Below are 14,576 nucleotides of genomic sequence, written 5' to 3' on the forward strand. Positions count from 1 at the left end.
CCATCTCGAAACGGCGGGTCAGGGCGGGGATGGCGGGGGCAGGTCCAGACCCAGTTCGCCGGGGGCGAAGGGCGGTTCGTCCTCCTCCAGATCGCCGAGCGGGCGCACCTGAGGCAGCAGGACAGGGCGGTCGCCGGCCAGCTTGCCCAGCGCCGACGAGAAGGCGCGGGCGGCGCGGCGGTTGGGCAACAGGATGGTGGCGTCGGTCAGGGTCTCGGGCGTCTGATCGCCCAGCCAGTCGAGCACGCCCGCCGCGAGGTCTTCGAGGAAGGGCCGCCAAGCGGGCACGGCGCGCCAGCGCGGGCCGGACCCGGCGAACGGATCGAAGCGGCCGCCCGTGGACATCAGGCTTCGGCCTTCAGTCGGGCTTCGGCCTCGTCGCGCGCCTGCGGGTCGCCGACGTGCATCCAGTCGCCGTCCAGCACGCAGCCGAATAGGCGGCCTTCGGCAGCCGACGCGCGCCACAGGGGGCTGAGCGAGAAGGGGCCGTCGGGACCGTGGTCGGCATAGTCGGGGCGGGTGATGTGGACGCCCATGTAGGCGAAGGGGGCGCTGGCGGCCTCGCCCCGGAAGGTCAGTCGGCCGTCGTCGCTGAGGAAGAAGTCGCCGCCGCCCTCGAAGCCGATGGAGCCTTCGCGCCGGGCCAGCAGCAGGGCGGCGTCCATGCGTTCCGGGTCCCACAGGCGGATGAGGTCCGCGAGGGCGTTGCCCCGGTCGATCCAGACGCTGTCGATATTGGCGACGAAGACGGGATCGTCGCCGAGCAGGGGGCGGGCCTTCTTCAAGCCGCCGCCGGTCTCCAGCAGTTCGGCGCGCTCGTCCGAGATGACGACGGCGGGACGGGTGCGGGCGGCCAGATGGCTTTCCAGCCGGTTGGCGAACCAGTGGACGTTGACCACGGCCTTTTCCACGCCCGCCTCGGCCAGCCGGTCGAGCACGTGGTCGATCAGGGCGCGGCCGCCGACCTCGACCAGAGCCTTGGGCCGGTCATTGGTCAGGGGCCGCATCCGCGTGCCGAGCCCGGCGGCGAGGACCATGGCTGTGGTGGGGGCGGTCATCGGCGCACATCCTCCGGCACGTGGCGGTCCATCCAGCCGGCGACGGCTTCGAGGCCCGGCGCCTTCAGGTTGGCGTTCAGGTGCGCCCACATGCGGGGCATGAAGGCGGCGTATTTCGGCTTGGCGTCGCGGGCGATCAGGCGGGCGAAGATGCCGAGGATGCGCGCCTCGTTCAGCGCCGCCAGACCCTTGTAGGACGCCATGAAGGCTTCGCGGTCGGTCTCGGGCCGCAGAGCGAAATAGTGGTCCAGCGCCAGGATTTCCAGCGCGGGCGAGACGTCGCGGCGGGCGTCCTGCAGCAGGGAGTGGAGGTCCCACGACGGGTGGGCCTTCACCGCGTCCTGGAAGTCGATCAGACCGACCGAGGCGGCGCCGGTCTTGCCGTCCAGCCGGATCAGGTTCTCGGCGTGATAGTCGCGGTGGGCCATGACGCTGGCGCCCGCCTCGCCCGCCGCCGTGATCGGCGCCCAGACGGCGCGCCATTCGGCGACGGCGTCGTCATTGAAGGCCAGCGAAGGGATCAGTTTCGGCAGCCATTCGACGAAGAGGTCGGCCCCGCCCTGCAGCGCCGTCTGGTCATAGGTCAGCAGGGGCCAGTCGCCCGCAGCGCCGGTCAGGATATCCGGCGTCGGGGCGGCGTGCAGGACGGTCAGGGCCTCGACGGCGGCGCGGTAGAGAGGAACCTCCTCGGCGCCTTCAGCGATCACCTTGGCGAACAGGGCGTCGCCGAAGTCCTCGATCACGGCCAGGCCGTTCGGCGCGTCGACGGCGACGATCTCGGGCGCCGACAGGCCCAGCGATTTCAGGTGAGCGGCGACGGCGGCGAAGGCTTCGATGCGGCCGGCCGACAGGCGGGCGACGGCGTTCCAGCCATGGGCGTGGCGTTCTTCCGGCGTCCACGACGGATCGCAGATCTGGCTCTCGGCGGCGGGAGCCTGATCCATCAGCATCAGGCTGGCGCCCGAGACCGTGGTCAGCCGCTCGTAGCGGCGCGTCGAGGCGTCGCCGGGCAGGGGCGCGCGGACGGCCCCGGCCAGACCGGCCGAGCGCAGAAAATCGAGACGGAGGGCTTCGCGGTCAGACATGGACTTCCTTCAGTTTCGCTTCCCACGCCCCTGCGCCAGACACGGTCGCAAGGCGGCCTTCGCCGTCCTCGGCGATGGTGATGCTCAGTCGGTCGGGGCCGAGCATATGGCCCGGGTCTTCGCCTAGCCGTTCGGGCCATTCGATCAGGGCGCAGCCCTCGTCCAGGGCCTCGTCCAGACCGATCTCGAAGGCCTCTTCGGGGCGGCTGAGGCGATAGAGGTCGAAGTGGGCGACGGGCGGATCGCTCTCGTAGAACTGGACCAGGGTGAAGGTCGGGCTGGGCACGTCCTCGTCGGGCGAGGTCAGGGCGCGGATCAGGCCGCGCGCCAGGGTCGACTTGCCCATGCCGAGCGGGCCGTAGAGCAGAACGGATTCGCCCGGTTCCAGCAGGGGGGCGATGGCCTGGCCCAGACGGGTGGTGGCGTCGGCGTCGGTCAGTTGGAAGGTCGTCATGCGAACACCGCGTCGGGGTCGGTCGCGAGGACGCGTTCGACAAAGGTCTTCAGCGCCTCGGTGGCGCGGGCGGCGTCCGCGTCCAGCGCCTCGGGAGGGATGGGCAGGCCGACGCTGAGGTCGAATTCACGGCCCTGCTTGTTCAGCAGTTCGTGGAAGAGGGTGATGTCGCGCAGTTCCTGGGAGAAGCGGTCGAACAGGTGGAACAGGCGGCTGGTCGGCCCGGCGACGTGGATCGGGATGACCGGGGCTTCATACTTGCGCGCCAGAGACGCCGCCGTGGTGGCCCATTCGGGATCGGTCAGGCGGCCCTGTTCATCGACCCGGGCCAGCCGCCCGGCGGGGAACATGACGACGCAGCGCTCGGCCTCGAAGGCGTCCTTGGCGGACTGAAGCGTGGCGCGGGTCTTTTCGCGGGTGCGTTTGGCGGTGACCCATTCGACCGGGACCACGGTTTCGGACAGGCGGGGCGAGACGCGAAGCGCATCGGCGTTGGCGAAATAGATCAGGTCGTCGCGCACGGTGCGCAGGGCGTCGTGGACGGCCAGGCCGTCGGCGATGCCGGTCGGGTGGTTGCAGATGACGAGGCAGCGGCCCGTGGCGGGCAGACGGTTCAGGTTCTGCGTCTCGACCGTCAACTCCAGCAGATCTGAGACATAGTCCAGCGCCTGACGCCCGCCCATCGGGGCGATGGCGTCGGCCATGCGCCGGGCCTTGGCGTAGTCCAGCAGGCCGTAGAGGGCGGGACGGACCAGCGGCCAGGCGCCTGAGCGCGTCAGGCGCGGCGCGCGCTCGGCGATCAGCACGTCGACGATGTGGGGCGAGGCGGGACTCATGATCCCGCTTGTCGCCGCTCCGGGCGACGGCGGCAAGCGACTTGGCGCTGGGGATTCGACGGCCTATCAATCCAGCGACGCTGTTTCAGGGATGGGTTTGACGATGCAATCACGCTGGATGCTGGCCGCCGCTTTCGGGGCTCTGATGACGGCGGCCTCGCCCGCCCTGGCCCTGAGCGATATGGCGCAGACCGCTGCGACGCCCGCCGCCGAGGCGCCGGCCGCCCGCGTCGGGCTGGGGGTCAAGGAGCTGGCGATGATGGAGCGGGTCAGCGATCCGCGCGTCTCGCCTGACGGTCGCCGCATTCTCTACGCCGTGCGCACCACCGACTGGGACGGCAACAAGGGCGTCAACGCCCTGTGGCTGGCCGAGGCCGACGGCGCGACGCCGCCGCGCAAGCTGGCGATTTCCGAGGGCGGCGTCGCGGGCGCGCGCTGGGCGCCGGACGGGCAGGCCATCTATTTCATGTCGTCACGCGGGGGATCGAATCAGGTCTGGCGCGCCGATCGCGAGGGCATGGCGGCGGCCCAGGTGACAACCTTGCCCATCGACGTCTCGGGCTTCCGTATCGCCGAGGACGGCCGCTCGCTGATCCTGGGCGTCTCGGTCTTCACTGACTGCGCCACCCTGACCTGCGTCAAGGATCGACTGGCCGAGCGCGCCAAGAGCGGGCTGCAGGCCTATGACCGTCTGCCGCTGCGCGTGTTCGACCACTGGGCCGACGGGCGCCGTACCCACCTGTTCAGCCAGCCGCTGAACGGCTCGGGTCTGGCGGGCGGCGAGGCGCGGGACCTGATGCCGGGACTGGACGCCGACGTGGCGGCGGGCGACGGCGACTTCACCCTGTCGCGCGACGGCAAGACCCTGATCTACAGCACCCAGAAGCAGGGCGCGGGCGAGCCCTTCACCAACAACAGCGACCTGTACCGCGTGTCGCTGGACGGCGGCGCGCCGGTCAATCTGACCGAGGGCAACCGGGGCGCTGACGGCAATCCGGCCTTTTCGCCCGACGGCCGTCGCCTGGCCTGGCTGGCTTCGCCGCGCGAGAACGTCGGCGGCGATCAGGCCGTGGTCATGATCGCCGACGCCAGCGGGGCCAATGCGCGACAACTGACGAACTGGGATCGCGGGCCGGCTGGCCTGACCTGGCGTTCGGACGGCCGGGCGCTGTACGTCACCGCCTCGGATGTCGGCCAGAACCGCCTGTTCGAGATCGACGCCCGCACCGGCGTCGTGAAGGCCCTGACCGGCGACGGCGCCGTCAACGCCTTTGACGAGGCGGCGGGGGTGCTGGCCTATGCTCACGACGGCTTCACCGCTCCGACCCAGGTCTTTGTGTCGAGGAACGGCGCCGAGCCGCGTCAGGCGACGCAGCACAACGCCGAGCTGACGGCGCGGCTGGACCTGTCGGAAGGCGAAGCCCTGGCTTTTGCCGGCTGGAACGATGAGACGACGCACGGCTGGGTGTTCAAGCCCGCAAGCTATGTCGAGGGGCGCAAGTATCCGGCCGTCTATCTGATCCACGGCGGGCCCAAGTCGCCCTGGACCGAGAGCTGGTCCTGGCGCTGGAACCCGCAGGTCTATACGGCGGCGGGCTATGCGGTGGTCATGGTCAATTTTCACGGCTCGCCGGGCTATGGCCAGGCCTTCACCGACGCCATCAACGACCACTGGGGCGACCGCCCGCTGGAAGACCTGCAGAAGGGCTGGGGCGCCGCTCTGGCCGCCAATCCGTGGATCGACGGCGACCGGGCCTGCGCGCTCGGCGCCTCCTACGGCGGCTATATGGTCAACACCATCGCGGGCAAGTGGAACGGGCCGTGGCGCTGCCTGGTCAATCATGCCGGGGTGTTCGATGTGCCGCAGCTGATGAACGCCATGGACATCGGCAACTTCATTCACGAGTTCGGCGGCCCCAGCTGGACGCGCAAGGACCTCTACGACGCCTTCAACCCCGAGACCTATGTCGCGGATTGGAAGAAGCCCATGCTGGTGCTGCACGGGTCCAAGGATTTCCGCGTGCCGATGGAGCAGGGCCTGGCCACCTTCTCGGCCCTGCAACGTGAAGGCATCCCCAGCCGCTTCGTTCACGTCCCGGACGAGAACCACTGGGTGCTGAAGCCCCGGACCTGGGTCGACTGGCAGCAGGAGATCCTGGACTGGACCGGGCGCTGGACGGCGGAGGGGCAGGACTAAAACGGGACTTTGCGGGCGGCGCATGGGGGTATAGGCCTGCGGGCAGATCGAAATCCGCTTGAGGAGCGCCCATGCGCCGTCTGCCCCATCTTCTGTCTGGCCTGAGCGCCGTCGCCCTGCTGACGGCCTCGGCCCTGCCGGCCCTGGCCGAGGCGCCCGCGCCGGCCGCTGCGACCGCGCCTGCGGCGTCCAACGCCTTCACCTACCAGGACATGATTTCGGCCAACCGTCTGGGCGATCCTCAGGTGTCGCCGGACGGCGACTGGGTGGTCTATGCCCTGACCCAGACGGACGTGGCGGCCAACCGCCGTTCCAGCGCCCTCTACATTCTGAGCCTGAAGGGCGAGGGCGAGGCGCAGAAGCTGGCGATTTCCGAGGGCGGCGCCAACACCGCGCGCTGGGGCGCCGACGGCAAGCTCTACTTCCTGTCGGGTCGTTCGGGCTCGAGCCAGGTCTGGGTCTCTGCCGACAAGGGCGCGACGGCGACGCAGGTCACCAGCCTGCCGACCGACGTCAACGCCTACCGCATCAATGGCGCGGGCGACGCGGTGGCCGTGTCTCTGGCCGTCTATCCGGAAGCGCCCGACCTGAACGCCTCGGTCGAGCGCGCCAAGGCCGCCGCCGAGGTCAAGTCGACGGGGCAGGTCTATGACCGCATGTTCGTGCGCCACTGGGACACCTGGAGCGACCACACCCAGAACCACCTCTTCGTCCAGACCATCGGCGCAGACGGCAAGGCGGGCGGCGATCCGGTCTGGGTCACCAAGGGCTTTGACGGCGACACCCCCTCCAAGCCGTTCGGCGACGAGAGCGAGTTCGTCTTCGCCCCCGACGGCCGGTCGCTGGTCTTCTCGGCGCGCGAAGCCGGCAAGAGCGAGCCGTGGAGCACCAACTTCGACCTCTACAGCGTCGCCGTCTCGGCGCCCGGTCAACTGACCAACCTGACCGAGGCCAACCCCGCCTGGGATACCGGCCCGGTCTTCTCGCCGGACGGCCAGACCCTGGCCTATCGCGCCATGGCCCGCCCCGGATTCGAGGCCGACAAGTTTGCGATCTTCCTGCGTGACGTGGCCACCGGCCAGACGCGCCAGATCGCGGCCAACTGGGATCGTTCGGCCGACACCCTGCAATGGTCGGCGGACGGCAAGACCCTTTACACCACGGCCGGCGACGTGGGTCAGACCCGCCTGTTCGCCATCGACACGCGCAACGGCTCGGTCCTGCCGCTGACGGGCGAAGGCCATGTCGGCGCTTTCCAGCAGACGCCCTCGGGCTTCGTCATGTCGGTCGACACCCTGACCTCGCCCGCCGACCTTTATTTCAAGACCTGGCGCGGTCGCGAAATGCCGCGTCGCCTGACCAATGTGAACCCGCAGCTGGCCAACAAGGCCTTCGGCCAGTTCGAGCAGTTCAGCTTCCCTGGCTGGAACGACGAGACGGTGCACGGCTTCGTCATCAAGCCGGCCAACTATGTCGAGGGCCAGAAATACCCGGTCGCCTTCCTGATCCACGGCGGGCCGCAGGGTTCGTTCGGCAACGGCTGGTCCTATCGCTGGAACCCCGAGACTTATGCCGGCGCGGGCTATGCGGTGGTGATGATCGATTTCCACGGCTCGACCGGCTACGGTCAGGAGTTCACCGACGCCATCAGCCAGCACTGGGGCGACCGCCCGCTGGAAGATCTGCAGAAGGGTTGGGCCTTCGCGCAGCAGAAGTACGGCTTCCTGGACGGAAACAACGCCTGTGCGCTGGGCGCCTCCTACGGCGGCTACATGATCAACTGGATCGCCGGCAACTGGTCGGACGCCTTCAAGTGCCTGGTCAACCATGACGGCGTCTTCGACACCTTCGGCATGGGCTATTCGACCGAGGAGCTGTGGTTCACCGAGTGGGAATACGGCGGCACGCCGTGGGAAAACCCGGAGGGCTATCAGAAGTTCAACCCGGCCAACCACGTCCAGAACTGGAAGACGCCTATGCTGGTGGTTCAGGGCGACCTCGACTACCGCATCCCGACGGCCCAGGGCCTGTCGACCTACACCGCCCTGCAACGGCGCGGCATCGACAGCCGACTGGTCTTCTTCCCCAACGAGAACCACTGGGTGCTGAAGCCGGCCAACAGCCTGCAATGGCACAACGAGGTCTTCGGCTGGCTGGACAAGTATCTGGCCAAGTAGGGCCGGACATCCGACCATGAAGAAGGGCGCGGCCATCACTGGCCGCGCCTTTTGTCGTTCTGGAAGCGGCCTCTAGTGCGCGGCGTAGGCCTGGGTCAGTTGGACATAGCGGCCATGCTCGCGCTCGGTCATGCAGCGGGGCGTGGCCCAGGTCTGTCCGACCGTCTTGGCTTCGATGGCTTCGCGCGCGGTCAGGAAGACCGGCTCAGCGCCGTATTGGCGGGTGAAGGCGGTGCGAGTAGCGGCGTCGCTCTCGCAGATCAGCACCACGCGCTGCGACTGGACGGCCGAGACGCGCGTCGGCTGCGGCCTCTGGCTCTGCGGACTCTGCTCCGGGCTTTGAGCCAGGGCAGGCGCGGCTCCGGCGAGCAGCAGGGTCGAGACGGCGACGGCGATCAGGCGCATGCGATATCCTCCCTCGTCCGGAATTCGCTCCGGACTCAGATCGAATTATGCGCTCAATTTTCTCAATGTAAATATTTTACGACAAATCGATGAGTGAATCGTGACGTCGAAACGCGACGCGACGTCGGGCAGGGCGGTTTTGTGTTGCAAATCGCTCGCAATTGCATTTAAGCGCGAGGCCTTCTTCTGGAGCCTCCCCCTCATGCCCTTCGCCTCGCCCGCCCTGTCGCTGCGCCGATCGTCCGGCCTTGTCGTCGTCTCGACCCTGCTGGCCGGGACCGCCTTCGCCTCGACCGCCGCCGCCCAGGCGACGCGGCAGGAGCCCGAGGTCAGCACGGTGGCGGAGGTGGTGGTGACGGCGGCGCGGACCATCCTGCCAGCCAGCGCCCTGCCGATGACGGTGGACGTGATCGACCGCAAGGCCCTGTCGGAACAGGTGGCCATCAGCGGCTCGGTGATCGATGCGGTCGCGACCCTGTCGCCGTCCTTCTCGCCGACGCGGCAAAAGCTGACCGGCTCGGGCGAGAGCCTGCGCGGGCGCTCGCCCCTGTTCGCCATCAACGGCATCCCGCAGTCGACCCCCATTCGCGACGGGTCGCGCGACGGCTATACGATCGACCCCTTCTTCGTGGACCGGGTCGAGCTGATCTACGGCTCCAACGCCCTGCAGGGCATCGGCGCCACCGGCGGCGTGGTCAATCAGGTGACGGTCGGGGCGCCGACCGAAGACGGTCTGACAGGCCGGATGCTGGCCCAGGTGTCCAGCTCGGGCGGACCGGAAGGCGACGGGATCGGGGCCAAGCTGGGCGGTCTGGCCGCCTATCGCCATGGTGATTTCGACGGCGTCTTCGGCGTGGCCTATGACCAGCGCGGCGCCTTCTATGACGCCAACGGCCGCCGGGTCGGCGTCGACAACACCCAGGGCGAGGTGCAGGATTCCCAGGCCCTGTCCTTCTTTGGCCGGTTCGGCTGGAACCTGACGGACACGGTGAGGCTGGACCTGCTGGCCAACCGCTTCGAACTGAAGGGCGACGGCGACTATGTCCGTGCCCCTGGCGATCGCAGCATCGGCCGTCCGGCCACCAGCGAGCGCGGCCAGATCGAGGGCGAGCCCGCCGGCAACCGGGTCGAGACGGTCTCGGCCTCTCTGACCGACAGCGACCTGTGGGGCGGCGACTTCAGCGCCCAGGTCTTCTTCAACCGCACGCGCGACACCTTCGGCGGCGACCGCTCCGCCACCATGCAGGACGCCAGCATCGCCCCGATCGGCGCCCTGTTCGACCAGTCGTCGAACCGCTCGCGCAAGCTGGGCGCGCGGGCCAGCTATGAACGGGCCGTTCCGGGCGTGCCGGGTCTGACCGCGACCCTGGGTCTGGACGCGATGAAGGACCGCACCGAACAGCTTCTGATCGCCACCAACCGCGCCTGGGTGCCGCCGACCGAGTTCCAGAGCGTCGCCCCCTTCGTTCAGGCCAACATGCGCCTGTTCGACGGCAAGGTGCGCCTGGCTGGGGGCGTGCGTCAGGAAAACGTCGAACTGTCGGTCAACGACTTCACCACCCTGGCCTCTTACGGCTCGCGTCGGGTGACGGGCGGCACGCCCAAGTTCGAGGCCACCCTGGTCAACGGCGGGGTGGTCTATGAGCCGCTGGACGGGGTGCGGGCCTACGCCAGCTATGCCGAGGGCTACACCGTGCCGGACGTGGGCCGTATCCTGCGTTCGATCAATGTCGATGGCGTCAAGGTCGACAGCTTCCTCGACATCAGTCCGGTGGTTTCGGACAATCAGGAAATCGGCCTGGAGGTGAAACGCGGGCCGTTCGAGGCCGGCGCGACCTATTTCTGGTCCTCGTCGGACCTGGGGCAGTTCCTCGTTCGCAACCCTGACGGCGTCTATGACGTCCAGAGGCAGGCGGTCGAGATCGAGGGGCTGGAGCTGAACCTGCGCGCCCGCACCCCGATCGAGGGGCTGACGGTCTCGACCGGCTATGCTCGCCTGCGCGGTCAGACCGACACCAATGACGACGGTCGGGTGGATCGCGATCTGGACGGGGCCAATATCTCGCCGGACCGGATCAATGCGGCGGCGGTCTACGCCAACGGACCCCTGTCGGCGCGTCTGCAGGTCCAGGCCTATCTGGCGCGGGACTTCGAAGGCGGCGACGCGCGCAACAATTTCGAAGGCTACACCGTGGCCGACGCCTATCTGCGCTACGACTTCGCCTTCGGCGGAGTGTCGCTGGCGGTGCAGAACCTCTTCAACGAGGACTATGTGACCTATAGCTCCGACACCAGCAATCCGACCGACAACCTGCGCTACTTCGCCGGGCGGGGCCGTTCCTTCACCCTCGGGTGGGACCGTCGCTTCTGATGCGTCTGGTCCGACTGGCGCATCGCTGGACCGGGGGGCTGATCGGCCTGCTGTTGTTCGTCCTGGGGCTGACCGGAACCGTTCTGGTGTTCAAGGACGACTGGCTGCGCGCCGTCGTGCCCCACGCCGCTGAGGCGCGGGTTTCGGACCCCGAGCTGATCGGCGCGGCGCTGGATCGGGCCTTCTCGGCGCCTGATCGGCCGCGTTCGGTCATCCTGGCGGACGATCGGTTGGGCGTTCACCGCCTGAACTATGAGGACAAGACGCGGGGCGCCTATGCGACCCAGGCGGGTCAGGTGGTGGCCCGCTGGGACAGCCTGTGGGCGCGGCCCGAACTGTGGCTGTTCGACCTGCATCACTATCTGCTGATCGGCGATGTCGGAAAGACCATCGCCGGGATCGCGGGTCTGGCGGGTCTGGGCTTCGTGATCACCGGGCTGATCCTGTGGTGGCCGACGCGGCGGACCTTCGTCTTCGCCGTCCTGCCGAAGACCTGGAAACGGGCGGGGATCGTCAAGCATCACCGTGACCTGGGGGTGTGGAGCGCCCCGATGCTGGCGGTGGTCCTGACGACCGGGGCGATTCTGGCCTTGCCGCTCTACGAGGGTCTGGCCATGGCCCTGTCGCCGGGCAAGGATCTTAAGGCGGTCATGGCCGCACCGAAGCATGAAGGCGGCGCCCTGTCGCCGGATCTGGACTGGCCCGCCATGATGGCCGAGGCGCAAGGCCGCTTTCCTGACGCCGAGTTGCGCATCCTGTCCCTGCCGACCAAGCCGGGAGGGCTGATCAGCCTTCGGATGCGGCGGGCGGCGGAGTGGCTGCCCAATGGCCGGACCCAGGTCTGGTTCGACCCGGCCGACGGCCGCATCGTCGGGACGCGCGACGCCCTGACCCTGCCTCTGGGGTTGCGGGTGGCCAACGCCCAGTATCCCATCCATGCGGCCAAGGTCGGCGGCCTGGCCTATCGTCTTGTGGTCGCGGCTTCGGGCGTGGCCCTGACACTGCTGGGCTCGCTGGCCGTCTTCACCTTCTGGGGCAATCCCAGCGGTCTGCCGAGACGGCGACGACCGCCGGCGCGCAAGGTCTGACGATGAAGCGGGGCGGTTGAGCGAAGCGCGGTCTGTGGCGATAAGGGGGCTTCCTATTTCGCCGGAGCGTCATGACCCGACGAGGCCTTTTCCTCTCTCTGCTCGGCGGACTCATGGCCGCGCCGCGCGACGGGGCATGGGCGGCCGGGCGCGAAGGCGCAAAGCTGCGCTATGGCCTCGATCCGCGCCAGACGGTCGAGATGTACGCCCTTCAGGGCGCGACGGGGCGGCCGTTGCTGATGCTATTCGATGACGGGCGCGGCGAGGGGCGTCGGACCGCGCGGCGGCTGGCGCGACGCGGCTTCGTCATCGCCCTGGCGGACCTGCGGACGATGCGCGGTCCTGAGGCGCTGGTGATCGCGGACGCCGCCCTCGCGACCGCCTGGGTCGCGGATCGGGCGTCGGGGTTCGGCGGCGATCCGGCGCGGCTGGGCGTTCTGGGTCTGGGGGATAGCGCGGACGTCGCCCTGATGCTCGCTCTGGATCGGCGCTACATGGCCGCCCTGGGGCGACCCGAACTGATCCGGGCTGCGGGGGCGCTGGAGCGGCCGTCAGCGACGAGGCGCGACCTGACCGCGACCCGACCCGAGGCCTATGTCCGGGCCGACGCCGCGCCGCTCTGGCTGGGCGGGCGAGATCAGGCCGCGACCCTGCTGACATCCCGGATCGAGGCGGTCGGCGGCCGGGTCCAGAGCCTGGTCGAGCCCCGCCAGGCAAGACTGACGGAGGCCGCGATAGCCTTCTTCAGCCGCGAACTAGCCTAGTCGGCGGCCTCAACGCGCGTTTTCAGATTGGCCAGTTGCGCCGACAGGACGCCATCGACCGGCGTCGCCCAGTTCTCCAGACCGCCCGGCGTGTACCCGCCCACGATGTAGGACCAGTTCAGGACGCTGCCTTCGCCTTCGGCCTTGATGTCGAAGGTCAGGCCGCCGCTTGCGCCCTGCCCCTGCAGCGGCCCCAGCCCTCCGCGCAGGACCAGTTTCGATCCCGGTTCGACCAGGGCCGTTTCCAGATGGCGGGAGACGCGGCCGTCCGCCGCCGTCTCGCACCAGCAGCCGCCGGGAGCGAGGTCGAACGACAGGGTCGAGTTCCTGAACCAGCGGTGGTCGCGGCTCCACCAGGCGTCGGGCGCGGTCAACACGGCCCAGACGCGGGCGGGCGGGGCCTTGATGGCGACCGCGCCGCCGACTTCGAACCCGCCGGGCGTCGCCGATTTCACCTCGGCGTAAGCGGGCGCGGCGGTCAACGCCGACAGGGCGACGGCGGCGAAGATCAGGCGTCTCATCATGGGGTGTCCTCCTGACGACAGCGGAACGCCAACCGCCGCTTCCGGTCAACAGTCGTGTCCTTGTGTTTCCCCCGTCTCGCCATGGTCACGGTTTTCGGCTAGAGGAAGTCATGACAGACAAGATGACCCCCCAGGCGGCGCTGGACCGCCTCGAAACCCTCTACAATCAATCCGTCGCCAATCTGCGAGCCGCAGTGAAGCGCTTCCTCGAAACCGGCGAGCGCGCCGACGCCGAGGCCCGGGCCGCCGGCCTGTTCGCCTATCCCCGACTGACCGTCAGCTGGTTCGGCGACCGGCCTCAGGACTTGGAAACGCGAGCCTTCGCCCGCCTGTCGCGCCCCGGCGTCTATACGACCACCGTCACCCGGCCTGACCTGTACCGCGACTATCTGCTGGAACAGCTGAGCCTGCTGGCGACCGAGTACGGCGCCACGATCACGGTCGAGCCGTCGGATCAGGAAATCCCCTTCCCCTATGTGCTGGATGGTTCCGGCGTGGCGCTGGACAGCTCCATGACGGCGGCCATCGCGCGCTGGTTCCCGACTACCGACCTGGCCCACATCGGCGACGAGATTTCCGACGGCCTGTTCGAGCCGGGCGAGGACTTCCCCCTGGCCCAGTTCGACGGCCTGCGGACCGACTTCTCGTTGGCGCGCCTGCGGCACTACACCGGCACCCCGGTCGAGGACGTGCAGTCCTATGTGCTGTTCACCAACTATCATCGCTATGTCGACGAGTTCGTGCGCTGGGCCTGCGCCCAGTTGGCCGATGCGGACAGCCCCTATGAGACCCTGTCCTGTGCTGGCGGCGTCATCATCGATCGCGCCACGCCGAATCCGGAAGTCGCCATCATGGACGCGGCCTGGCGCCGGCATCAGATGCCCGCCTATCACCTGACGCGGCCGGACGGTCAGGGCATCACCCTGGTCAACATCGGGGTCGGGCCGTCGAACGCCAAGACCATCTGCGACCACCTGGCCGTCACCCGGCCGCACGCCTGGATGATGATCGGCCACTGCGGCGGCCTGCGCGCCAGCCAGACCATCGGCGATTACGTCCTGGCCCACGCCTATCTGCGCGACGACCACGTGCTGGACGCGGTCCTGCCCGCCGACATTCCGATCCCGTCGATCGCCGAAGTCCAGCGCGCCCTTTACGACGCCACCAAGCTGGTCTCGGGCGCGCCGGGTGAAGAGGTCAAGAAGCGGCTGCGCACCGGCACCGTGGTCACCACTGACGACCGCAACTGGGAGCTGCGCTATTCCAAGTCGGCCCTGCGCTTCAACCAGAGCCGCGCCGTCGCCATCGACATGGAAAGCGCCACCATCGCCGCCCAGGGCTATCGCTTCCGGGTGCCCTACGGGACCCTGCTCTGCGTCTCGGACAAGCCGCTGCACGGCGAGATCAAGCTGCCGGGCCAGGCCAACCGCTTCTACGAAGGCTCGATCTCGGAACACCTGCAGATCGGCATCCAGGCGGTCGACCTGCTGCGCGCCGAGGGCGCCAGGCTGCATTCCCGCAAGCTGCGCGCCTTCGACGAGCCGCCTTTCAGATAAGCGGGCCTATCGCGTTTCGCGCTACTTTAGGGCTGTTGAGGCGCTGTTTGCGCGCAAGACG

At 68.8% G+C, this 14,576-nt stretch carries 13 protein-coding genes; 6 read left to right on the plus strand and 7 right to left on the minus strand.

Annotated features, from left to right (window positions below; all coding sequences use genetic code 11):
* Window positions 1-18 precede the first annotated feature (18 nt).
* From IFE19_RS17955 to IFE19_RS00140, 5 genes are read right to left on the minus strand one after another with little or no spacing between them, the layout of a single operon-like run.
* Window positions 19-345 (minus strand): hypothetical protein, encoded by a 327-nt coding sequence (locus tag IFE19_RS17955; protein ID WP_318780461.1) that lies wholly within the window; start codon window positions 343-345, stop codon window positions 19-21.
* Window positions 345-1,058, minus strand: coding sequence for an N-acetylmuramate alpha-1-phosphate uridylyltransferase MurU (gene murU, locus IFE19_RS00125; protein ID WP_225910329.1), 714 nt, complete (start codon window positions 1,056-1,058; stop codon window positions 345-347). Before murU ends, IFE19_RS17955 begins: the two co-directional genes overlap by 1 nt.
* Window positions 1,055-2,143, minus strand: a complete 1,089-nt coding sequence (gene amgK, locus IFE19_RS00130; RefSeq protein WP_207824591.1) for an N-acetylmuramate/N-acetylglucosamine kinase AmgK — start codon at window positions 2,141-2,143, stop codon at window positions 1,055-1,057. Before amgK ends, murU begins: the two co-directional genes overlap by 4 nt.
* Window positions 2,136-2,597, minus strand: a complete 462-nt coding sequence (gene tsaE, locus IFE19_RS00135; protein WP_207824600.1) for a tRNA (adenosine(37)-N6)-threonylcarbamoyltransferase complex ATPase subunit type 1 TsaE — start codon at window positions 2,595-2,597, stop codon at window positions 2,136-2,138. The genes amgK and tsaE overlap by 8 nt, the downstream gene beginning before the upstream one ends.
* Window positions 2,594-3,433, minus strand: a complete 840-nt coding sequence (locus tag IFE19_RS00140) for a GNAT family N-acetyltransferase (protein ID WP_207824609.1) — start codon at window positions 3,431-3,433, stop codon at window positions 2,594-2,596. The genes tsaE and IFE19_RS00140 overlap by 4 nt, the downstream gene beginning before the upstream one ends.
* Here IFE19_RS00140 and IFE19_RS00145 point away from each other — a divergent pair.
* Entirely contained in the window at window positions 3,432-5,630 is a 2,199-nt protein-coding gene (locus IFE19_RS00145; protein ID WP_225910330.1) for a dipeptidyl-peptidase 5, read from the plus strand. The genes IFE19_RS00140 and IFE19_RS00145 overlap by 2 nt on opposite strands.
* 71 nt (window positions 5,631-5,701) lie before the next feature.
* Window positions 5,702-7,807, plus strand: a complete 2,106-nt coding sequence (locus tag IFE19_RS00150) for a S9 family peptidase (protein ID WP_207824611.1) — start codon at window positions 5,702-5,704, stop codon at window positions 7,805-7,807.
* Between the two features lie 72 nt (window positions 7,808-7,879).
* Here IFE19_RS00150 and IFE19_RS00155 read toward each other — a convergent pair whose 3' ends face one another.
* A complete protein-coding gene (locus IFE19_RS00155; RefSeq protein ID WP_207824613.1) occupies window positions 7,880-8,212 on the minus strand; it encodes a hypothetical protein in 333 nt (110 codons plus the stop codon).
* A 202-nt stretch (window positions 8,213-8,414) separates the two neighbouring features.
* On the opposite strand from IFE19_RS00155, the gene IFE19_RS00160 reads away from it, so the two are divergent.
* The 3 genes from IFE19_RS00160 (at window position 8,415) to IFE19_RS00170 (ending at window position 12,435) form a co-directional block, all read left to right on the plus strand.
* On the plus strand, window positions 8,415-10,583 hold the full coding sequence (locus IFE19_RS00160) for a TonB-dependent receptor (RefSeq protein ID WP_207824615.1): 2,169 nt from the start codon (window positions 8,415-8,417) through the stop codon (window positions 10,581-10,583).
* Complete coding sequence (locus IFE19_RS00165; RefSeq protein WP_207824616.1) at window positions 10,583-11,671, plus strand: PepSY-associated TM helix domain-containing protein; 1,089 nt, start codon at window positions 10,583-10,585, stop codon at window positions 11,669-11,671. Before IFE19_RS00160 ends, IFE19_RS00165 begins: the two co-directional genes overlap by 1 nt.
* A gap of 113 nt (window positions 11,672-11,784) precedes the next feature.
* Entirely contained in the window at window positions 11,785-12,435 is a 651-nt protein-coding gene (locus IFE19_RS00170; RefSeq protein WP_207824617.1) for an alpha/beta hydrolase family protein, read from the plus strand.
* On the opposite strand, the gene IFE19_RS00175 is transcribed toward IFE19_RS00170, so the two are convergent.
* Window positions 12,432-12,959: an SRPBCC family protein gene (locus IFE19_RS00175; RefSeq protein ID WP_207824618.1), complete on the minus strand. Its 528-nt coding sequence runs from the start codon at window positions 12,957-12,959 to the stop codon at window positions 12,432-12,434. The genes IFE19_RS00170 and IFE19_RS00175 overlap by 4 nt on opposite strands.
* Before the next feature lie 110 nt (window positions 12,960-13,069).
* Here IFE19_RS00175 and IFE19_RS00180 point away from each other — a divergent pair, with 110 nt between their 5' ends.
* Window positions 13,070-14,515, plus strand: coding sequence for an AMP nucleosidase (locus tag IFE19_RS00180; protein ID WP_207824619.1), 1,446 nt, complete (start codon window positions 13,070-13,072; stop codon window positions 14,513-14,515).
* The last annotated feature ends 61 nt before the right edge of the window (window positions 14,516-14,576 follow it).

The sequence above is a fragment of the Brevundimonas pondensis genome (genome assembly GCF_017487345.1).
GTDB classification, from domain to species: domain Bacteria; phylum Pseudomonadota; class Alphaproteobacteria; order Caulobacterales; family Caulobacteraceae; genus Brevundimonas; species Brevundimonas pondensis.